Raw genomic sequence first — 21910 nt, 5'->3', positions numbered from 1 at the left:
CACACGCACCTCAGGTCGCTGCCTCCCCTCGGCACGGCCCCGTCCCGAAACCGGTGATCCCATGACAGAGACGATCGTCCCGACCGCCGCTGCCCTGCGTCCCGTGCCCGGCGCCGCCCCCGAAGGGCTCTACGACGGGGCCCACGAGCACGACAGCTGCGGCGTCGCCTTCGTGGCCCGGCTGGACGGCTCCGCCCGGCACGACATCGTGGCCCAGGCCCTCACCGCGCTGCACAACCTCGACCACCGCGGCGCGGTCGGGAGCGAGGAGAACACCGGTGACGGCGCGGGCATCCTCACGCAGGTGCCGGACGCCTTCCTCCGGGAGGTGCTGCCGTTCGACCTCCCGGAGCGCGGCCGCTATGCCGTCGGCATCGTCTTCCTCCCCGGGGACGGCCAGGCCGACGAGGTCGCGGCGCAGGTCGAGGAGATCGTCCGGGCCTCCGGGCTGAGCGTGCTCGGCTGGCGGGAGGTGCCGGTGGACGCCGGCATGATCGGCCCGACGGCACTGTCCGTCATGCCGGTGATGCGCCAGCTCGCCGTCGCGGCAGGTCAGGAGAGCCCGGACGAGTCCGGGCTCGAGCTGGAGCGTCGGGTCTGGCTGGCCCGCAAGCGGATCGAACGGCGCACGGTCGCCTACCCGGTGTCGCTGTCCACCCGCACCATCACCTACAAGGGCATGCTGACGACCGACCAGCTGCCGGCCTACTTTCCCGACCTCACCGACGAGCGCTACACCAGCGCGCTCGCCGTGGTGCACTCCCGCTTCTCCACCAACACCTTCCCGTCCTGGCCGCTGGCTCACCCCTACCGCGTCATCGCGCACAACGGCGAGATCAACACGGTGAAGGGCAACCGCAACTGGATGCGGGCCCGCCAGTCCCAGCTCACCAGCGAGCTGTTCCCCGGCGACCTCGCCGACGCGCTGCCCATCTGCACCCCGGAGGCCAGCGACTCCGCGACCTTCGACGAGGTGGTGGAGCTGCTCAGCCTCGGCGGCCGGTCCCTCCCCCACGCCGTGCTCATGATGATCCCGGAGTCGTGGGAGAACGACGAGACGATGGACCCCGACGTCCGCGCCTTCTACGAGTACCACTCGATGCTCATGGAGCCGTGGGACGGGCCGGCCAACCTCGTGTTCACCGACGGCACGCAGGTGGGTGCGGTCCTGGACCGCAACGGCCTGCGGCCCTCCCGGTACTGGGTCACCGACGACGGCCTGGTGGTGCTGGGGTCGGAGTCGGGCCTGCTCCCCATCCCGCCGGAGAAGGTCGTGCGCAAGGGCCGGGTCGCCCCCGGCCGGATGTTCCTCGTCGACCTCGAGGCCGGCCAGATCCTGGACGACACGCAGGTCAAGAAGGACCTCGCCGCGGCGCAGCCCTACCGCGCGTGGCTGGACCAGGAGCTGGTCCACATGGACTCGCTGCCGACCCAGGTTCACGTGAGGCACACGCACGCGTCCGTGACGCGCCGGCAGCAGATCTTCGGCTACACCGAGGAGGAGCTGCGGATCATCCTCGCCCCCATGGCCCAGGCCGGGGCCGAGCCGCTGGGCGCCATGGGCACGGACACCCCGATCGCGGCGCTGTCCGACCGTCCGCGGCTGCTCTTCGACTACTTCGTCGAGGCCTTCGCGCAAGTGACCAACCCGCCGCTCGACGCGATCCGGGAGGAGATCGTGACCTCGCTGGGCAGCTCCAGCGGGCCCGAGCCCAACCTGCTCTCGGAGACCCCGGAGCACGCCAAGCAGGTCGTCCTGCCCTTCCCCGTGATCGACAACGACCAGCTCGCCAAGCTGCGCCGCATCAACGTCGAGGGTGAGCACCCCGAGTTCGCCGCCGTGGTCGTCCGCGGCCTCTACCGGGTCGACGGCGGCGCCCAGGCCCTGGAGCAGCGGCTCGAGGAGATCTGCGCCGAGGTGGACGAGGCCATCGCCGCCGGAGCCTTCTTCGTGGTGCTCTCCGACCGCCACGCCGACCGCGAGCGCGCCCCCATCCCCTCCCTGCTGCTCACCAGCGCGGTCCACCACCACCTCGTGCGCAACAACACCCGCACCCGGGTCGGGCTCCTGGTCGAGGCCGGGGACGTCCGCGAGGTCCACCACGTGGCGCTGCTCGTGGCCTACGGGGCTGCCGCCGTCAACCCGTACCTCGCCATGGAGACGGTCGAGAACCTCTGCTCCGCGGGTCAGGTGCTGGACGGGCTCGACCCCGACGTCGCCATCAGCCACCTCATCAAGGCGCTCGGCAAGGGCGTGCTCAAGGTGATGTCGAAGATGGGCATCTCCACCATCGCCTCCTACCGCGGGGCGCAGACGTTCGAGGCCGTGGGCCTGTCCCGCGACGTCGTCGAGCGGTGGTTCACCGGGACCACGAGCCAGATCGACGGGGTCGGGCTGGACGTCATCGCCGAGGAGGTCCGCCGGCGGCACGCGGTCGCCTACCCGCTCTCCGGCATCCCGCCCTACCACCGCGCCCTGGACATCGGTGGTGAGTACCAGTGGCGTCGCGAGGGTCCGCCCCACCTCTTCAGCCCGGAGGCGGTCTTCCGGCTCCAGCACGCCACCCGGCAGGGCCGCTACGACGTCTTCAAGCAGTACACCGACCTCGTCGACGAGCAGGCGGCCGAGCTCATGACCCTGCGCGGTCTCTTCGGGCTGCAGCCCGACCGGGACCCGGTCGACATCGACGAGGTCGAGCCGGTGAGCGACATCGTCCGCAGGTTCGCCACCGGGGCGATGAGCTACGGCTCGATCTCGCAGGAGGCGCACGAGACGCTCGCGATCGCGATGAACCGGCTGGGCGGCAAGTCCAACACCGGTGAGGGCGGGGAGGACGTCCAGCGGCTGCTCGACCCGGAGCGGCGTTCGGCGATCAAGCAGGTCGCCTCCGGCCGGTTCGGCGTCACCTCGCCCTACCTCGTGCACGCCGACGACATCCAGATCAAGATGGCGCAGGGCGCCAAGCCCGGTGAGGGCGGACAGCTCCCCCCGGGCAAGGTCTACCCCTGGGTGGCGAGCACCCGGCACTCCACGCCGGGCGTCGGCCTCATCTCACCGCCACCGCACCACGACATCTACTCGATCGAGGACATCAAGCAGCTCATCCACGACCTCAAGAACGCCAACCCGAAGGCGCGGATCCACGTCAAGCTGGTGAGCCAGATCGGCGTAGGCACCGTCGCGGCGGGGGTCTCCAAGGCCAAGTCGGACGTGGTGCTCATCTCCGGCCACGACGGGGGCACCGGTGCGAGCCCGCTCACCTCGCTCAAGCACGCCGGGACGCCCTGGGAGCTGGGCCTGGCCGAGACGCAGCAGACGCTCCTGCTCAACGGGCTGCGCGACCGCATCGTGGTGCAGTGCGACGGGCAGCTCAAGACGGGTCGGGACGTCCTGGTGGCGGCCCTGCTCGGCGCGGAGGAGTTCGGCTTCGCGACCGCCCCGCTGGTCGTGTCCGGCTGCATCATGATGCGGGTATGCCACCTCGACACCTGCCCGGTCGGCATCGCCACCCAGAACCCGGAGCTGCGCGAGCGCTACACCGGGAAGGCGGAGTTCGTGGTGACCTTCTTCGAGTTCATCGCCCAGCAGGTGCGGGAGCTGCTCGCACAGCTCGGCTACCGGAGCCTGGACGAGGTCATCGGCCGGGCCGACCTGCTCGACACCTCCCGCGCGGTGGCGCACTGGAAGGCCGACGGTCTCGACCTCGCGCCGGTCCTGCACCTCACGCCGATCCCCGACGGGGCGGCTCGGCACTGCACCACGCAGCAAGAGCACGGTCTCGCCGCCGCCCTCGACAACCAGCTCATCGAGCTGGCCCAGCCCGCCCTCACCCACGGCTCTTCGGTCACCGGTAGCTTCCCCATCACCAACGTGAACCGCACGGTGGGGACCTTGCTGGGTCATCACGTGACCCTGTCGGCAGGGCCGGACGGCCTGCCCGAGGGCACCATCGACCTCACTCTCACCGGGTCGGCCGGGCAGTCGTTCGGCGCCTTCCTCCCCCGCGGGATCACGCTGCGCCTGGTTGGTGACGCCAACGACTTCGTCGGCAAGGGTCTGTCGGGAGGCCGGATCGTGGTGCGGCCGCCGGAGGACTCTCCCTTCGTCGCCACCGACCAGGTGATCGCGGGCAACGTCCTCTGCTACGGCGCCACCGCGGGACAGGTCAATGTCCGAGGACTCGTCGGCGAGCGCTTCTGCGTCCGCAACTCCGGTGCGACCGCGGTCGTGGAGGGTGTCGGTGACCACGCGCTGGAGTACATGACCGGTGGGATGGCCCTCGTGCTCGGCCGCACCGGCCGCAACCTCGGCGCGGGGATGTCCGGCGGCACGGCCGTGGTCCTCGACCTCGACGAGGGCCGGATGAACCCGCTGGCCATGGCGGGTGGCGACCTGCTGCTCACCCCGCTGGCCGAGACCGAGCACCTCGACGTGGTCCGGGCGCTGATCGAGGAGCACGCCGAGCTCACCGGGAGCACGGTGGCCGGCGCGCTCCTCGACGACCCGGACTGGGCCCTGCGCCTGACGACCATCACCCCACGCCAGTACGCCAGCGTGCTGCGCATCCGCCGCGAGGCGGAGGACCGCGGCGACGACCCCAACGGCCCCCACGCCTGGCAGATGATCCTGGAGGACTCCCATGGCTGACCCCAAAGGCTTCCTGACCCACCGGGAGCGGGAGAACCGCCCGACCCGGCCCGTCCCGGTGCGCATCATGGACTGGGAGGAGGTGCACGGCGAGCAGGCGACCTCCGTCCTGCAGCGCCAGGCGAGCCGCTGCATGGACTGCGGCATCCCGTTCTGCCACACCGGCTGCCCGCTGGGCAACCTCATCCCGGAGTGGAACGACCACACCCGCCGCGCCAACTTCGCCGAGGCCATCGAGCGGCTGCACGCGACCAACAACTTCCCCGAGTTCACCGGGCGGTTGTGCCCGGCGCCGTGCGAGACGGCGTGCGTCCTCGGGATCAACCAGCCACCGGTGACGATCAAGCAGATCGAGGTCTCGATCATCGACCGGGCCTTCTCCAACGGCCGGGTGACACCGCAGGAGCCGGAGTGGCTCAGCGGCAGGACCGTCGCCGTGGTCGGCTCGGGCCCCGCCGGGCTCGCCGCGGCACAGCAGCTGGGCCGCGCGGGGCACACGGTCGTCGTCTACGAGCGGGCCGACGCCGTCGGCGGGCTGCTGCGCTACGGCATCCCGGAGTTCAAGATGGAGAAGGCGGTCCTCGACCGTCGCCTGGTCCAGCTCCGCGGGGAGGGCATCCGCTTCGTCACCGGCGTCACCATCGGCGGTGACGGACCGGACGACGAGTCCCTCGACCAGCTGCGGGAGCGCTTCGACGCCGTCGTCCTCGCGACCGGCTCGACCGTGCCACGGACCTTGCAGGTGCCGGGCGCCGACCTGGATGGCGTTCACCCCGCGATGGACTTCCTCGTCCCGGCCAACAAGGAGGCCCTCGGCGGGGAGCGGGGCATCGACGCCGCGGACAAGCACGTCGTCATCATCGGCGGTGGGGACACCGGTGCGGACTGCCTCGGGACGGCGCACCGGCACGGCGCGGAGTCGGTGCTGCAGCTGGAGATCATGCCGACCCCTCCGCAGGAGCGGCCGGAGGCGCAGCCGTGGCCCACCTACCCGATGCTCTACAAGGTGACCGAGGCGCACGAGGAGGGCGGCGACCGGAACTACGGTGTCTCCACCCTGGAGGTCCTGGGCGACGACGAGGGTCGGGTGCGCGCCCTGGTCCTCGTGGACGGCGAGTTCGTCGACGGACGTTTCGTGCCCCTGGACGGCACGGAGCGGGAGATCCCGGCCGACCTCGTGCTGCTCGCCATGGGCTTCGTCGGCCCGGACGAGGAGGCCGCCCCCGCCGAGGCGCTGGCCCGCACGTCGCGCAACACCTACGAGCGGGACGACTCCTTCGCGACGCCCCTGGACGGGGTCTTCGCGGCCGGGGACTGCGGTCGCGGACAGTCGCTCATCGTGTGGGCGATCGCCGAGGGGCGTGCCTGCGCCGCGACGGTCGACCGCTACCTCAGCGGCAGCACGACGCTGCCGTCGCCCATCCGGGCGAGCGACCGCCCGCTGACCGCCTGACCCGGACCGTCACCTAGGATCACCGGGTGAGAGCCACCGACCTGCGCGGACACGTCAGCCCGGGAGGGCCGAGCTGGACGCTCGACCTCGGTCCCACGATGGTGCGCAAGTGCAGCGTGAGCGAGATGGACAACAACGTCTACCTCATCACGTGCACCGCGACCGGAGCACGACTGCTCGTCGACGCCGCGGACGACGCCGACCGCGTCCTCCGGCTGCTCGACGAGGACGACCGGGGACGGGGCCGGTCGCTCGAGGCGGTGCTGACCACCCACCGGCACTGGGACCACCACCGGGCACTGACCGAGGTCGTGGCGCAGACCGGGGCCACCGTCATGGCCGGTGCGGACGACGCCGAGGGCCTGCCTGTGCCGGTGGACCGGGCGCTGCACGACGGTGACACCGTGCGGCTGGGCCACCTGATCATGGACGTCGTCCACCTGCGTGGGCACACGCCTGGGTCGGTGGCGCTGGCGCTCAGCACCGCCGCCGACCGGACCACCACCCTGCTCTTCACCGGTGACAGCCTGTTCCCGGGCGGCCCTGGGAAGACGTCCGGACCCGGCGACTTCACCTCGCTCATGGACGACCTGGAGGGCCGGGTCTTCGCCGTCTTCGACGACGACGCCCTCGTCCTGCCCGGTCACGGCGACAACACCACGCTCGGCGCCGAGCGCCCGTCTCTGCAGCAGTGGCGCGAGCGGGGTTGGTGACCTCGGCAGGGCGGCCCGGCACGGCCCACCCCGTCCTGCTGGTGCTGCTGGCGGTGGTCTCGGTGCAGTTCGGCGGCGCCCTGGCCGCCACGCTGCTCCCCCTCGTCGGCGTCGTCGGCTCGGTGGCGCTGCGCCTGACCCTGTCCACCGCGATGCTCTGGGCGCTCGTCCGCCCCCGGGTGCGCGGCCGCAGCCGAGCGGACTGGGCGGTCGTCGGGCTCTTCTCTGCAGCCCTCACCTGCATGAACCTCGCCTTCTACGCCAGCCTCGCCCGACTGCCGATCGGCGTCGCCGTGACCATCGAGTTCCTCGGCCCGCTGGCGCTCGCGGCGGCCCTCTCGCGGCAGGCCCGCGACGCCTTGGCGGTGCTCGCGGCACTCACCGGCGTCGTCCTGATCTCGGAGGCCCTCACCGTGCCGTGGGCGCAGCTCGACCTGACGGGGATGCTGCTCGCCGCCCTCGCCGGGGCGTGCTGGGCGGCCTACATCGTGCTCAGCGCCCGCACCGGGGCGCGCTTCGAGGGCCTCGACGGCATCGCCATCTGTCTCGCCCTGGGTGCGGCGGTCACGCTGCCGCTGGGGCTGGTCACCGCGGGCGCCGACCTCTGGCAGCCGCGCGCGATCCTCACCGGTCTCGGGATCGCCCTGCTGTCCTCGGCGATCCCCTACAGCCTGGAGCTGCTCGCGCTGCGCCACCTGGCGGCAGGGACCTTCGGCGTCCTGCTCAGCCTGGAGCCCGCAGCAGCAGCCCTGGCCGGGCTGCTGGTGCTGGGTCAGCTCCTCGGCCCGCTGCAGCTGCTCGGGATGGCGCTGGTGGTGGTGGCCAGCATCGCCGTCCTCGGGCGGAGGACGGGCAGCACGCTCAGTGCTGCTCCGGACCCTTCCGGGTAGCCGTGGAGGAGGCGGCGGACTCGCCCGAGCCGTTCGCAGACTCCTTGCCGTGGTGCTGCGTACCGCCGAGCAGGCCGACCTCGTTGCTGTCCAGCCGTGCCTCGTCCCCCTCGTGGGTGATGCCGCGGGCCGCGTCCCGGCGCGACTTCATCAGGCTGGCCACGGCGGTCACGCCGAGGATGCCGACGATCGCGGTCAGGGACAGCCAGATCGGCACCTCGGGCACCCCGATGTGCTCGCCCCCGTTGATGAACGGCAGCTCGTTCTCGTGCATGGCGTGCAGGATGAGCTTCACGCCGATGAAGGCGAGCAGCACGGACAGGCCCAGGCCGAGGTAGACGAGCCGCTTGAGCAGGTCGCCGAGGAGGAAGTAGAGCTGGCGCAGCCCCATGAGGGCGAAGACGTTGGCCATGAGCACGAGGTAGGGCTCCTGCGTCAGGCCGAAGATCGCCGGGATGGAGTCGAGGGCGAAGAGCAGGTCGGTCGTGCCCAGCGCGAGGATGACGATCGCCATGGGGGTGAGGACCCGCTTGCCGCTCTCCACGATGCGCAGCTTGGTGCCGCCCTCCCAGGACTGGGTGACCGGGAAGCGTTTCTCCACCCAGCGCAGCAGGGCGTTCTCCTGGAAGTCGTCCTCCTCGTCGTCGTGGCCGATGTTCTCCATCGCCAGCCTGATCGCGGTGTAGATGAGGAAGGCGCCGAAGAGGTAGAACACCCAGGACCACCGCTCGATCGCCGCAGCGCCGACGAGGATGAAGATCGCGCGCAGGACCAGCGCCATGACGATGCCCACCATGAGGGCGAACTGCTGGTACCTCCGTGGCACGCCGAACTTGGCCATGATGATGAGGAAGATGAACAGGTTGTCGATGGACAACGAGTACTCCATCAACCAGCCGGCGTAGAACTCGGCGGCGAGCTGGCCGCCCGAGGTGATGAGCACGCCGAGCCCGAAGATGACCGCCAGGCCGATGTAGATGGACAGCGCGACCGAGACCTCCTTGCGGGAGGGCTCGTGCGGTCGACGGCCGAGGACCAGCAGGTCGACGGCGAAGACGAGGGTGATGAGGACCAGCGTGGCGGTCCACACCCAACCGGGGACGTCCATGCGCGGGTTCTACCTTCCGATCAGGGCACGCGGGCCGGATCGGAGGTCTCTCCCGCAGCCGGTCCCGCCCAGGTGGTGATCCGGGCGGACGGTGCCGATCTCGCCGGGCTCTGGGAGGCCGTGGTGACGACGAGGTCGCGAGGTGGGGATACTCCCCTCCGACGAACTCCCCCATGATGGCACGTCAGCCGGTCGCCTCCCGCATCTGACGCAGCTCCTTCTTGAGGTCGCCGATCTCGTCACGCAACCGGGCCGCCAGCTCGAAGTGCAGATCGGTGGCCGCCTGGTGCATCTGCTCGGTCAGCTCATGGATGAGCTGGGCGAGCTCGGTCGCCGGCAGCTGGTCACCGCTGCGCCGCTCGACCGCGCTCGTGCCCACGGTCGGCGTGCCCCGCCGGGAGGCCCCACCCTTGCCTCGGGACTGGCTGCGCCCGCTGCCCATGAGGGCCTCGGTGTCGGCGTCCTCGCGCTCCAGCATGTCGGTGATGTCGGCGATCCGCTTGCGCAACGGCGTCGGGTCGATGCCCTGGGCGGCGTTGTAGGCCAGCTGCTTCTCGCGCCGTCGGTTGGTCTCCTCGATCGCCTGCTCCATGGACGGGGTGACGGTGTCGGCATACATGTGGACCTGCCCCGAGACGTTGCGGGCGGCGCGGCCGATGGTCTGGATGAGCGAGCGGGCGGACCGCAGGAAGCCCTCCTTGTCCGCGTCCAGGATGCTGACCAGCGAGACCTCGGGCAGGTCGAGCCCCTCACGCAGCAGGTTGATGCCGACCAGGACGTCGTACTCCCCCAGTCGCAGCTCCCGCAGCAGCTCGACGCGGCGCAGGGTGTCGACCTCCGAGTGCAGGTAGCGCACCCGCACCCCCTTGTCGAGGAGGTAGTCGGTGAGGTCCTCGGCCATCTTCTTGGTGAGCGTCGTCACCAGCACCCGCTCGTCGCGGGCGGTGCGCTCGCCGATCTCGTGCAGCAGGTCGTCGATCTGCCCCTTCGTCGGCTTGAGGACGACCTCGGGGTCGACGAGCCCGGTGGGCCGGATGATCTGCTCGACGTAGCCGTCGCTCTTGGCCATCTCGTAGTCACCCGGGGTCGCGGACAGGTACACCGTCTGCCCGATCCGCTCGAGGAACTCCTCCCACTTCAGCGGTCGGTTGTCCATCGCGCTGGGGAGCCGGAATCCGTGGTCGACGAGGGTGCGCTTGCGGGACATGTCACCCTCGTACATCGCCCCGATCTGCGGGACGGTGACGTGCGACTCGTCGAGGACGAGCAGGAAGTCCTCGGGAAAGTAGTCGAGGAGGCAGTTGGGGGCGGAGCCCGCAGAGCGGCCGTCGATGTGCCGGGAGTAGTTCTCGATCCCGGAGCAGGAGCCGACCTGGCGCATCATCTCGATGTCGTAGGTCGTCCGCATCCGCAGCCGTTGCGCCTCGAGCAGCTTGCCCTGCTGCTCGAAGGCCTCCAGCTGGCTGGCGAGCTCGCTCTCGATCCCGGAGATCGCCCGCTCCATCCGCTCCGGACCGGCGACGTAGTGCGAGGCGGGGAAGACATACATCTCCTGCTCCTCGCGGACCACCTCGCCGGTGAGTGGGTTGAGCGTGTAGAGCCGGTCGATCTCGTCGCCGAAGAACTCGATGCGCACCGCGAGCTCCTCGTACTGCGGGATGATCTCGACGGTGTCGCCGCGCACCCGGAACGTGCCGCGCGAGAAGGCCATGTCGTTGCGGGTGTACTGCATCGTGACGAAGCGGCGCAGGAGCTCGTCCCGCTCGACGGTCTCGCCCACCCGCAGCCGGGCCATCCGGTCGACGTACTCCTGCGGGGTGCCCAGGCCGTAGATGCACGACACCGAGGCGACCACGACGACGTCCCGGCGGGTCAGCAGGGAGTTGGTGGCCGAGTGGCGCAGCCGCTCCACCTCGTCGTTGATCGAGGAGTCCTTCTCGATGTAGGTGTCGGTCTGCGGGACATAGGCCTCGGGCTGGTAGTAGTCGTAGTAGCTGACGAAGTACTCCACCGCGTTGTGCGGGAGCAGTTCCTTGAACTCGTTGGCGAGCTGGGCCGCGAGCGTCTTGTTCGGCGCCATGACGAGGGTGGGCCGCTGCACCTGCTCGATCATCCAGGCCGTGGTCGCGGACTTGCCGGTGCCGGTGGCGCCCAGCAGCACGATGTCCTCCTCGCCGCCCTGCACCCGGCGCGCCAGCTCGGCGATCGCGGTGGGCTGGTCACCGCTGGGGCGGTAGTCGGACACGACGCGGAAGGGACTGACCGTGCGTTGCAGGTCGGTGGTAGGGCGCATACCTCCACGGTAGCCCCCGGCACCGACAAGGGTGGCCCGGCCGCACGGCCGGGCCACCCTCGTCAGGTGCGCTCAGGAGCGCCTGCTCCGCTCAGGCTCAGCGACGCGGGGCCGGGTCCGGGACGCCCTCCATCTCGGAGGCCTCGATGGCGAGCTCGCGCGCCATGACCTTGCGCTCGATGCGCTCCTTCTCCCGGTCCTCGGCGACGAAGGCCTTGACCAGGGAGATGCAGATCCCGATCATCACCAGGGTGAACGGGGCTGCGGTGATGATCGCCATGGTCTGCAGCGAGGCGAGCCCGCCGCCCTCGACCCCGGCGACGGCGCCGGCCACGATGAGGACCGCGGCGATCGCGCCCTCCAGCACCGCCCACATGACGCGGCTCCAGACCGGCGGGTTCGGGTTGCCACCGTTGGCGATCATGTCGACGACGAAGGAGCCCGAGTCCGAGCTCGTCACGAAGAAGATGACGATCATGACGATCGCCAGCCCCGCGAGGAACGGTCCGCCCGGCAGGCCGTCCAGCATCTGGAACAGCGCCTCGTTGGTCGACACCGAGCCGTCCTCGCCGACCAGCGACCCGTCACCGAAGATCTGCCGGTGCAGGGCCGTGCCACCCATGATGACGAACCACGCCATCGTGAGCAGGGTGGGCACGAGCAGCACACCGGTGATGAACTCCCGGACGGTGCGGCCCTTGGAGATGCGGGCGATGAAGATGCCGACGAAGGGGGACCAGCTGATCCACCAGCCCCAGTAGTAGGTGGTCCAGCTCCCGAGCCACTCCGGGCCCTCCTCCTGGTAGGCGAAGGTGGAGAAGCTCATCGAGAAGAAGTTCTGCAGGTAGTAGCCGATGGACTGGACCATGTCGTTGAGCAGGAACAGCGTCGGACCCGCGACGAGCACGAAGATCAGCAGGAGACCGGCCAGCGACAGGTTGATGTTGGACAGCCACTTGATGCCCTTGTCCACACCGGAGACGACCGACGCGGTCGCCACCACCGTGATGCCCGCGATGAGCAGGACCTGCAGCAAGGCGCTGCTGCCGTCGACGACGCCGACGAACTCCAGGCCGGCGGACACCTGGGCCACGCCGAAGCCGAGGGAGGTGGCGACCCCGAAGAGGGTGCCGACGATGGCCACGACGTCGATGACGTCACCGATCCAGCCGTCGGCGCGGTCCCCGAGGAGGGGACGCAGGGCGAAACGAATGGAGACGGGCAGCTTGCGACGGTGCACCGCGTAGGCGACGCCGAGCCCGACGATGATGTAGATCGCCCAGGCGTGCAGGCCCCAGTGCAGGAACGTCCTGCTCATGGCGGTGATCGCCATGTCGGCCTGGCTGCTGCCCTCGGCGGTTCCGGGCGGCGGCCCGGCGAAGTGGTTCAAGGGCTCCGCGACACCCCAGAACATCAGGCCGATGCCCATGCCCGCGCTGAAGAGCATGGCGAACCAGGAGCCGTAGCTGAAGTCGGGCGCGTCGTCGTCCTTGCCGAGTTTGATGTCGCCGTACCTGCTGATCGCGAGCCAGATGCTGAAGACGACGAAGAGGAAGCTGAGCAGCACGTAGTACCAGCCCACGGTGTTGACGATGTACTCGTTCGCCGCTTGCAGCGCGCTGTTCATCGATGCGGGGAAGACCACCGCCGCCAGGACGAAGCCGACGACGATCGCGACGGCAGGGTAGAAGACGCGCGGCGCCAGGCCGGTGCTGGCCGCCTCCTCCTGGGTGGGCGGACTCTCGGTCGAGGTGGTCACGGATCGCCTCTCTCTTAGGGAATTCGTCGGTGTCGCTATCGTTCGCGCAGACATTTTGGCAGCCTGCACATTATCACAGGAAAAAGTCAGCAAAATAGGGAAACGGGGTCCGACAGAAAAGTCGGACCCCGTTCCCGGGCTGCCGGCGAGACCTGCTCACCGGCACCGGCTCAGTTGCCGGTCAGCTTCTCGCGCAGCGCGGCGAGCGCCTCGTCGGAGGCGAGGGTGCCGGCCTGGTCCTCCGGCTCGTCGGCGTTGCCGGCCGAGGAGGAGTAGGACGTGGACGCCGGGGCGACCTCGACACCGGCCGCGGAGTCGGCCTCCGAGGCGGCCTCGACCTGCGCCTTGTGCGCCTCCCAGCGGCGTGGGCGTCGGCGTACTCCTTCTCCCACTTCTCCCGCTGCTCCTCGTGGCCCTCGAGCCACTCGTTGGTCTCCGGGTCGAAGCCCTCGGGGTACTTGTAGTTGCCCTGCTCGTCGTACTCCGCCGCCATGCCGTAGAGCGTCGGGTCGAACTCGTTGGCGACCGCGTCGTTGGCCTGCTTGAGCGACAGCGAAATGCGGCGACGCTCCAGGTCGATGTCGATGACCTTGACGAAGACCTCGGCGCCCACGGTGACGATCTGCTCGGGCAGCTCCACGTGGCGCTCGGCCAGCTCGGAGATGTGGACCAGGCCCTCGATGCCGTCCTCGACCCGCACGAAGGCGCCGAAGGGGACCAGCTTGGTGACCTTGCCGGGCACGACCTGACCGATGGCGTGCGTCCGGGCGAAGGTCTGCCACGGGTCCTCGAGCGTCGCCTTCAGCGACAGCGAGACCCGCTCGCGGTCCATGTCGACGTCCAGCACCTCGACGGTGACCTCGTCACCGACCTCGACGACCTCGCCCGGGTGGTCGATGTGCTTCCACGACAGCTCGGAGACGTGCACCAGGCCGTCCACGCCACCGCCGAGGTCGACGAAGGCGCCGAAGTTGACGATGCTGCTGACGACCCCGGAGCGGACCTGGCCCTTGGCCAGCTCCTTGAGGAAGGTGGTGCGGACCTCGGACTGGGTCTGCTCCAGCCAGGCGCGGCGGGACAGGACCACGTTGTTGCGGTTCTTGTCCAGCTCGATGATCTTGGCCTCGATCTGCTTGCCGACGTAGGGCTGGAGGTCGCGCACGCGGCGCATCTCGACCAGCGAGGCAGGGAGGAAGCCACGCAGGCCGATGTCCAGGATCAGGCCGCCCTTGACCACCTCGATGACGGTGCCGGTGACGACGCCGTCCTCCTCCTTGATCCGCTCGATCGAGCCCCAGGCGCGCTCGTACTGCGCGCGCTTCTTGGACAGGATCAGGCGACCCTCCTTGTCCTCCTTCTGGAGGACCAGGGCCTCGACCTCATCGCCGACGGTGACGACCTCGGAGGGGTCGACGTCGTGCTTGATGGCGAGCTCACGGGAGGGGATGACACCCTCGGTCTTGTAGCCGATGTCGAGCAGGACCTCGTCGCGGTCGACCTTGACGATCACTCCCTCGACGATGTCGCCGTCGTTGAAGTTCTTGATCGTGGCGTCGATGGCCGCGAGCAGTTCCTCCTCAGAGCCGATGTCGTTGACAGCGATCTGGGAGGTGGCCTTCTCGGCCGTGGTGGCAATCATGTAGTAGGGACTCCGATTGTGGACTGGAAGATATGGATGGATGTGTGCGGTGCCCGCCAGACCCCGTTCGCACCAGCGTCCGGGCACGCCGAAGGCGTTGGACAAGCCCGTCAAGACTATCCGGGCCGGGAGGCCAGGTCAAAGCGGTGCAGACTGGGGACATGGACGATCCGGCGCGCCCCGGCCCACCCGACCGTGTCGTACGTCGCAGCGCTTCGCACGAGGAGTCGGTCCGGGCGGGGCGCCGGTGGTGGGACCAGGAGGCCGAGGCATACCACGCCGAGCACGGCGAGGACCTGGGCGACGCCGAGCTGACCTGGGGTCCCGAGGGTCGCACGGAGACCGAGCTGCAGGCACTGGGGCCGCTGCGGGACCGGGACGTGTTGGAGGTCGGCGGCGGTGGTGGACAGGGGGCACGGTGGTGCGCCGGGCAGGGTGCCCGCGTGATCGGGTCCGACCTCAGCCTCGGGATGCTCGGGGTCGCCGCCCGGTTGGACGCGGCCACCGACGGCCCGGCCCCGGTGGCCCAGCTGCAGTGCGACGGTGCGGCCCTCCCTCTGGCCGATGCGTGCGTCGACGTCGTGTTCACGGCGCACGGCGTCCTGGCCTTCGTGCCCGACGTCGAGGGCGCGCTGCGTGAGTGGGCCCGCGTCGTGCGCCCCGGCGGACGCGTCGTCTTCTCCCTCCCCCACCCCTTCCGCTGGGTCTTCCCCGACGTGCCCGGTCCCGATGGCCTCCTCGCCCGGCACAGCTACTTCGACCGGCGGCCCTACGTCGAGGAGACGATGAGCGGGCGGGCGACCTACACCGAGCACCACCGCACCCTCGGGGACCTCGTCCGGGCGGTCCGCGCGGCCGGGCTGGTGCTCGTGGACCTCCTCGAGCCCGCGTGGGCGCCCGGCCGCCGCGACTGGGGCGGATGGAGCGAGACGCGTGGGACGCTCCTGCCCGGGACCGCACTCCTGGTCACCGAGCGTCGCGGGTGAGCACCTCACGTGGCGGCAAGGTCACAGTTTGGTGACGAAGGCCTCCTGACCGGCCGTGATCGGCCTAGGCTGAAATCCCGTGGACGGGCAAGGACGCCCCCCGAACCGAAAGAGGAACACATGCGTAGGACGACCCATCTCAAGGCGATGGCGGCACTGTCCGCCGTGGCCCTGCTCGCCGCGTGCGGCGACGGCGGCGAGGACACCGGTTCCGGCGACACCGCCACCGAGGAGAGCTCGGAGGAGGGCGCCGAGGAGGAGACCAGCGCGGAGGAGGAGGGCTCCGAGAGCGAGGAGCCGGCCGCCGGGGGCGACGGCAACACCTCTGACACCTTCACCTTCGGCTACGTCCTCCCGGAGACCGGACAGCTGGCCTTCCTCGGCCCACCCCAGATCGAGGCCCTGGGCCTGGCCATCGAGGACATCAACGCCGCCGGCGGGGTCCTTGGCAACGAGGTGCCCGACGCGGTCGCCGGTGACGAGGCGGGCCAGGAGGCCGCGGCGCAGCAGGCGGCCGACCGGATCCTCGCCGAGCAGCCCAGCGCCATCGTCGGCGCAGCGGCGTCGGGCATGTCCCTCGCGATCATCGACCGGGTGACCGGTGCCAACGTGATGCAGTGCTCCGGCTCCAACACGGCGCCGACCTTCACCGACTACCAGGACGACGGGCTCTACGTCCGGACGGCTCCCTCCGACGCCCTCCAGGGCCCGGTGCTCGCCAACACGATCGTCAACGACGGCTACAGCAACGTCGCCATCGTCGCCCGTGCCGACGACTACGGCTCGGGCCTGGCCGACGCCACGGCCACCGCGCTGGAGAACGCCGGAGCCACCGTCTCGCTCAACGAGACCTACGACCCGTTGGCCCGTGAGTTCAACGCGGTCGTGTCGTCGGTCGAGGCGGCCGAGCCGGACGCCGTCGTGGTCATCGCCTTCGAGGAGGGCGGCCAGATCCTGCAGGGCATGTTCGAGGCCGGGCTCACCCCGGACGCCGTGGGCGTCTACGGCGCGGACGGTCTGCGGTCGGCGGACCTGGGCAGCATCGTCAACGAGTCCGATCCCAGCGTCATCGCGGGGATGAAGGGCACGGCCCCCGCGTCCGCGGACAACCCCGACTTCATCACCCGGCTGCAGGAGTTCGCGCCGGACCTGGAGGAGACCCAGTTCGCCCCGCAGGTCTACGACTGCGCCGTCACCATGGCGCTGGCCGCCGAGGCCGCCGGGTCGTGAACGCCGCCGACTTCAAGGCCGAGGTCAACGGCATCACCAGCGAGGGCACCGAGTGCACCTCCTTCGAGGAGTGCAAGGGGCTGCTCGAGGATGGTGAGGACATCGACTACAACGGTGCCAGCGGCCCGCTCGACTTCACCGACGCCGGTGAGCCGGGCACGGCGACGATCGAGGTCTACGAGTTCGACGACGCCGGTGAGCTGCAGTCGGTCGAGACCGTGGAGTCCAACCCCAGCGAGTGAGCGCTGCGGTCGGGGTGGTCCTCACAGCCGCCCGACCGCCCGGACGCACGAGCGGCCCGGCACCTCATGGGTGCCGGGCCGCTCGGCTGCGTGGTGTGCCACCGGCGGGTGGTGCAGCTCTCAGTCGTCGGAGATCCGGGCCAGGGTGCCGAGGTAGAGCTCGATGACCTTCGGGTCGTTCGCCAGCTCCTCGCCGGTCCCGGTGTAGGCGTCCTGGCCCTGGTCGAGGACGTACGCCCGGTCCGAGATGTCGAGGCACTGCCGGGCGTTCTGCTCCACCATGAGCACGGACACCCCGGCCGAGTTGATCCGTGACACGGCCTCGAAGACCGAGTCCTGCATGAGCGGCGAGAGGCCCGCCGACGGCTCGTCCAGGAAGAGCACGTGCGGCCCGGTCATGAGGGCGCGGCCCATCGCCACCACCTGGCGCTCGCCGCCGGAGAGCGACCCGGCGCGCTGCGCCCGCCGGTCGGCGAGGAGCGGGTAGAGGTCGCTCACCTCGGCGAACCGGGCGGCATACTCCTTGGGCCGCAGGTAGAGGCCCATCTGGAGGTTCTCCTCCACGGTGAGCGAGGGGAAGACGTTGTTGTTCTGCGGCACGTAGCCCAGCCCGGTGGCCACCAGCTTGTGGGCGGGGCGCGAGGTGACGTCCTCCCCGTGCAGCATCACCCTGCCCGAGCGCACCGGGACCAGCCCGAACATCGCCTTGATGAGCGTCGACTTGCCCGCGCCGTTCGGGCCGATGATGCCGACCAGCTCCCCCGGCCGTACCTCGACCGAGCAGCCCCGCAGGATGTCGACGTCGGGGATGTAGCCCGCGACGAGCTCCTCGGTCCACAGCACCGGCTCGGCGGAGGTGCCGCCCGTCGCCGAGTCCTCGAGCTGGCCGTCCACGCTCACCGCTCCTCCTCCGTCGGCAGTGCCCGGTGACTGCCCAGGTAGGCCTCGATCACGGCCGGGTCCTTGCGGATGTCGTCCGGACGGCCCTCCGCGATCACCTTGCCCTGGGCGAAGCACACCACCCAGTCGCTGATCGACATGATGACGTCCATGTCGTGCTCCACGAGCACGATCGTCATGCCCTCGTCGCGCAGCGCCTCGATGTGACCCAGCAGCGACTGGGTCAGGGCGGGGTTCACCCCGGCCATCGGCTCATCGAGCAGGATCATCTGCGGCTCGACCATGAGGGCCCGGGCCATCTCCAGCAGCTTGCGCTGCCCGCCGGACATGGTGCCGGCGAACTCGTCGCGCATGTGTGTGAGGTTGAACCGCCCGAGCAGCTCCTCGGCGCGACGGCGGATCGACGCCTCCTGGGCCGCCCAGGTCGGGCGGAGCAACGCGGCGATCAGGCCCTCGCCGCGTTGCCCGGTCGCCCCGAGCATGAGGTTCTCCAGGCTGGTGAGGCGGGTCAGGGCCTTGGTCAGCTGGAAGGTGCGCACCATGCCCTTGCGCGCGATGCGGTGCGGCGGCCGCCCGGTGACGTCGCTGGCGTCGAAGGACCAGCGCCCGCTGTCGGGCCGGTCGAAACCCGTGATGAGGTTGAAGAAGGTCGATTTGCCCGCACCGTTGGGCCCGATGAGCGCGGTGATCGTGCCCCGCTGCACCTCCAGGTGCTCCACCTCGACCGCGCGCACCCCGCCGAAGTGTCGCGCCATGTCGTCGGCGACGAGGATCGGGTCCGGCTTGGCGACCCCGGGCGCGCTGGCGACCCCGGCGAGCGCCTCGGCGGCCCGTCGGGCCCCTACCGACGGTTCGGCTGCGGACGCGTGGGCACGCTCCTGCTCGTGCGCCGCCTCCCGTTCCGCGACGAGGTCGGCGTGGGTGTCATCGGACATCGAGACGCAGCTCCTTCCGGTTGCCGATCAGCCCGGCGGGTCGGAACATCATCAGCAGCATGAGGCCGAGCCCGACGGCCGCGAAGCGCACCGCCCCGATGTCGCTCGGCACGAGCAGGGCGCCGGGGATCCAGCCGGCGGACATGGCCGAGCGCAGGAAGGCGTCGAGGAAGGTCAGCAGGAACCAGAAGACGACCGAGCCGATGATCGGTCCCAGCACCCGGCTCGCGCCGCCGAGGATCATGATGGTCCACAGGTAGAACGTGATGATCGGGATGAAGGCGTCCGGGGTGATGGCCTGGCTGTTGATCGCCAGCAGCGCTCCTGCCAGCGCGCCCAGGACGCCGCCGAGAACGAGCGCCTGCATCTTGTAGGCGAAGACGTTCTTGCCGAGGCTGCGCGCGGCCTCCTCGTCCTCCCGGACGGCCCGCAGGACCCGCCCCCACGGGCTGTGGACGAGCAGCCAGACGAGACCCGCCGCGAGGAAGGTCGCCCCCCAGGCCACGGTCATCAGCCACAGCGCGCGCTCACCGAAGCGCAGCGGCCCCAGCTCGAGCGGGCCGCTGAACGGGTTGATCTCGTAGAAGCCACCGGCGAACTGGACGAGCCCGAAGACACCGCCGGTGACCGGCTCGGCGAACGAGGAGCGGTAGAGGTAGCGCAGCACCTCGGCGGCGGCGATCGTCGCGATGGCGAGGTAGTCCCCGCGCAGCCGCAGCGTCGGCACCCCGAGGATCAGCGCCAGCACCACGGCGCAGGCCATGCCGACGAGCACCCCCGCCCAGAGGGGGAAGCCGAAGGAGAGGACCGAGATCGCGGTCCCGTAGGCCCCGACCAGCATGAAGCCGACCTGGCCGAAGTTGAGCAGCCCGGTGTAGCCGAAGTGGATGTTGAGCCCGATGGCGGCCAGGGCGTAGATCGCGGCCTCCGGGCCGAGAGCGCCCCGGATCGCCACCGCGAGCACGGACAGCAGGTCCATCGTCCTCCTCCTCAGCCGACCCGCTCACGCCGGCCCAGGATGCCCTGGGGCCGGACGAGGAGCACGATGATCATGACCAGCAGCGCCCACATGTAGGCCAGCGACGCGGGGAACCACAGGGTGGACAGCTGGGACACCAGGCCGATGACCAGCGAGCCCAGCATGGCGCCGTAGGCGCTGCCCAACCCGCCGAGGATCACGCCGGCGAACATCAGCAGCAGCAGCTCGAAGCCCATCTCGCTGTATATCGCCTGGGTCACCCCGAAGAACACCCCGCCGATGGCCGCCAGCGCACCGCCGAGCACCCAGACCACGAGGATCACCCGCTGGACGTCGATGCCGGAGGCCTGCGCGAGGTCGCGGTTGTCGTTCACCGCGCGCATCGCCGTGCCGATCCGGGTGCGCTGCAGCATCACGGCCACGCCGATCATGATCGCGAAGGCCAGCACGGTGATGATGAGGTCGCGCGGGGTGATGCGGACCGGGCCGAGGGTGAGGGCGCTCTGCAGCGAGTACTCGTCGTACTGCTGGCGGCGCGAGCCGAAGACGATGAGGACGAGGTGGCGCAGCAGCAGCGACAGCCCGATGGCCACGATGAACATCTGGATGAGACCGGCCCCCCGCCGTCGCAGCGGCCGCCACAGCGTCACCTCGAAGCCTCCCGCGACGGCTCCGCCGACGGCCATGGCCAGCACCGCCGCGACGATGATGGGGAGGTTGCCGGGCGAGGTGCTGAGGAAGTACGCAGCCACGGCGCCGATCGTCACGAACTCGCCGTGCGCGAAGTTGATGAGCTTGGTGGTCCCGAAGACCAGCGACAGGCCGACGGCGGTGATGGCGATGATCGCGCCGAACTTGATGCCGTCCACCACAAGCTGCAGGATCCTGGCCACCGGGATCCCCCCGCCGCCCTCGTCCACCTCGCCCGTGCCGAGCTGGAAGATGACGCCCTGCGAGGCGCCCGGCCGCACCTGGACGCCGTCGAGGACTTCGCCGCCCTCCTCGCGCGGGGCGACACCCTCGGGGAGGCCGGCGACGTCGAGGGTCACGGTGTAGGCCCCCGGTCCGGGCAGCGGGACCGACCACCTGCCCTCCGCGTCCGTGGTGGCGCTGCCGATCTCGGCCCCGTCCTGGGTCACCGTGACGGTGACGCCCTCCACCGGCTCCCGGTCCGGGTCGCGCAGCGTGCCCTGCACGGACTCGGCGGCATCCGAGCTGCTGCTGGCCACGGGGGCGGCTGCCGAGGCGGCGGGCGTGCCGGAGGGCATGCCGACGCCGAGGAACAGACCCAGCAGGACGGCAGCGAGCGCTGCCCACAGGCGGGCGGTCACGGGATCTCCTTCGATGCGGACATCGGGAGTAAACCACACGTCAGGCGCCCTGCCCAGCACAGGGAGGTCACGGTCTGGGCTTGACGCCGGGGCACGTTGCGTCAAGCCGTCTCACCACTCGTCGGCCTCGGTCCCGGCGTTTCAGGCCTGCCGCTGCTGACCGGCGGGACCGGGCCCCGGCACGCGGCATGTGTGGTGTGGGCGGTGTGTCTGTACTCACCAGGGAGGCTCGCCGCGGAGCGGCACCGGGGAGGGAAGGTATGCCCCTGCTCAGAAGGGGGGCTCGTCGTCGGGCGGGGTGCGCCAGCCGGTCGGATCCGGGTCAGCGGTGCGGCGTCGGGGGGCGGTCTCGGTGCTCTTTTCTTCCCCGAGGACTGCTTCGAGGGTCGGGGTGGTGGGGTCGGCGCCGTCGCGGCGGCGGCCGGTCTTGGTGCGGGTGACCCACATCCACCCCGACAGCGGCCCGCCGTGCTCACCGGTGCCGGGGTGGTCGTCGGCGTCGGTGAGGAAGGCGCCGGGACCCCGGTGGGCGAGGGCGGCGTAGAAGGCGCGGTTGAGCAGGTCGCGCCGGGTGTGCAGGTCCTGCCGCAGCGCCGGGTGCTCGTCGCTGCGAGCGGCGTCCACCGGCGCGGCCCGGTCCAGGAGGGCCTGCAGGTCTGGTGCTGCCTGTGCGCCTGGTTCGGCGCGGTCACCGGCGGCAGCCGCGCGGAGTCCGTGGCCGTACTGCCGGTAGTCGTGTGCCCGGGTCGTCTCGGTCTGGCCGAGCAGCGTGGTCCAGGTCAGGTCACGCAGGTCGTTGACCTC

Annotated in this window: 15 protein-coding genes and 1 pseudogene; 7 read left to right on the top strand and 9 right to left on the bottom strand. The window is 70.5% G+C overall.

Annotated features, from left to right (window positions below; genetic code table 11):
- Nucleotides 1-61 precede the first annotated feature (61 nt).
- The 4 genes from gltB to BJF80_RS12315 are packed head-to-tail and all read left to right on the top strand — an operon-like array spanning nt 62 to nt 7704.
- Nucleotides 62-4648 (top strand): glutamate synthase large subunit, encoded by a 4587-nt coding sequence (gene gltB / locus BJF80_RS12330; protein WP_075814038.1) that lies wholly within the window; start codon nt 62-64, stop codon nt 4646-4648.
- Nucleotides 4641-6101, top strand: a complete 1461-nt coding sequence (gltD, locus tag BJF80_RS12325) for a glutamate synthase subunit beta (protein WP_075814036.1) — start codon at nt 4641-4643, stop codon at nt 6099-6101. Before gltB ends, gltD begins: the two co-directional genes overlap by 8 nt.
- Nucleotides 6102-6127: 26 nt before the next feature.
- On the top strand, nt 6128-6814 hold the full coding sequence (locus tag BJF80_RS12320) for an MBL fold metallo-hydrolase (protein WP_075814034.1): 687 nt from the start codon (nt 6128-6130) through the stop codon (nt 6812-6814).
- Entirely contained in the window at nt 6808-7704 is an 897-nt protein-coding gene (locus tag BJF80_RS12315; protein ID WP_075814342.1) for an EamA family transporter, read from the top strand. The genes BJF80_RS12320 and BJF80_RS12315 overlap by 7 nt, the downstream gene beginning before the upstream one ends.
- Here the strand turns inward: BJF80_RS12315 and BJF80_RS12310 are convergent.
- The 4 genes and pseudogenes from BJF80_RS12310 to rpsA all read right to left on the bottom strand — a co-directional run bounded on the left by BJF80_RS12310 (nt 7676) and on the right by rpsA (nt 14503).
- Entirely contained in the window at nt 7676-8812 is a 1137-nt protein-coding gene (locus BJF80_RS12310) for a TerC family protein (protein WP_075814032.1), read from the bottom strand. The two genes, BJF80_RS12315 and BJF80_RS12310, sit on opposite strands and share 29 nt — an antisense overlap.
- 184 nt (nt 8813-8996) lie before the next feature.
- Nucleotides 8997-11105, bottom strand: a complete 2109-nt coding sequence (uvrB, locus tag BJF80_RS12305; protein ID WP_075814030.1) for an excinuclease ABC subunit UvrB — start codon at nt 11103-11105, stop codon at nt 8997-8999.
- Between the two features lie 97 nt (nt 11106-11202).
- Nucleotides 11203-12864 carry a BCCT family transporter gene (locus BJF80_RS12300; RefSeq protein WP_075814028.1) on the bottom strand — a complete coding sequence of 554 codons (1662 nt, stop codon included), beginning with the start codon at nt 12862-12864 and terminating at the stop codon, nt 11203-11205.
- Between the two features lie 170 nt (nt 12865-13034).
- Nucleotides 13035-14503, bottom strand: a pseudogene (rpsA, locus tag BJF80_RS12295) (30S ribosomal protein S1).
- A 161-nt stretch (nt 14504-14664) separates the two neighbouring features.
- Between rpsA and BJF80_RS12290 the strand changes: the two are divergent.
- The 3 genes from BJF80_RS12290 (at nt 14665) to BJF80_RS19380 (ending at nt 16961) form a co-directional block, all read left to right on the top strand.
- The gene (locus BJF80_RS12290; RefSeq protein WP_075814026.1) at nt 14665-15489 is read left to right on the top strand and encodes a class I SAM-dependent methyltransferase; all 825 of its coding nucleotides are present in this window, start codon (nt 14665-14667) and stop codon (nt 15487-15489) included.
- A 120-nt stretch (nt 15490-15609) separates the two neighbouring features.
- Nucleotides 15610-16719: an ABC transporter substrate-binding protein gene (locus BJF80_RS12285; protein WP_202817216.1), complete on the top strand. Its 1110-nt coding sequence runs from the start codon at nt 15610-15612 to the stop codon at nt 16717-16719.
- Nucleotides 16716-16961 (top strand): hypothetical protein, encoded by a 246-nt coding sequence (locus BJF80_RS19380; RefSeq protein ID WP_202817215.1) that lies wholly within the window; start codon nt 16716-16718, stop codon nt 16959-16961. The genes BJF80_RS12285 and BJF80_RS19380 overlap by 4 nt, the downstream gene beginning before the upstream one ends.
- Nucleotides 16962-17081: 120 nt before the next feature.
- Here the strand turns inward: BJF80_RS19380 and BJF80_RS12280 are convergent, their stop codons facing one another.
- The 5 genes from BJF80_RS12280 to BJF80_RS18910 all read right to left on the bottom strand — a co-directional run.
- Entirely contained in the window at nt 17082-17855 is a 774-nt protein-coding gene (locus tag BJF80_RS12280; protein WP_075814024.1) for an ABC transporter ATP-binding protein, read from the bottom strand.
- A gap of 2 nt (nt 17856-17857) precedes the next feature.
- Nucleotides 17858-18796: an ABC transporter ATP-binding protein gene (locus tag BJF80_RS12275; protein ID WP_187344370.1), complete on the bottom strand. Its 939-nt coding sequence runs from the start codon at nt 18794-18796 to the stop codon at nt 17858-17860.
- Nucleotides 18786-19775 (bottom strand): branched-chain amino acid ABC transporter permease, encoded by a 990-nt coding sequence (locus BJF80_RS12270; RefSeq protein WP_075814022.1) that lies wholly within the window; start codon nt 19773-19775, stop codon nt 18786-18788. The genes BJF80_RS12275 and BJF80_RS12270 overlap by 11 nt, the downstream gene beginning before the upstream one ends.
- 11 nt (nt 19776-19786) lie before the next feature.
- Nucleotides 19787-21106: a branched-chain amino acid ABC transporter permease gene (locus BJF80_RS12265; RefSeq protein ID WP_143554107.1), complete on the bottom strand. Its 1320-nt coding sequence runs from the start codon at nt 21104-21106 to the stop codon at nt 19787-19789.
- A 270-nt stretch (nt 21107-21376) separates the two neighbouring features.
- The coding region (locus BJF80_RS18910) for a hypothetical protein (RefSeq protein WP_158068533.1) at nt 21377-21910 on the bottom strand (534 nt) is incomplete at its 5' end.

The organism is Serinicoccus sp. CUA-874 (genome assembly GCF_001942225.1).
Taxonomy (GTDB): Bacteria; Actinomycetota; Actinomycetes; order Actinomycetales; family Dermatophilaceae; genus Ornithinicoccus; species Ornithinicoccus marinus.
The sequence above is the reverse complement of the archived record's forward strand: the minus strand, read 5'-3'. Positions and strand labels throughout refer to the sequence as shown.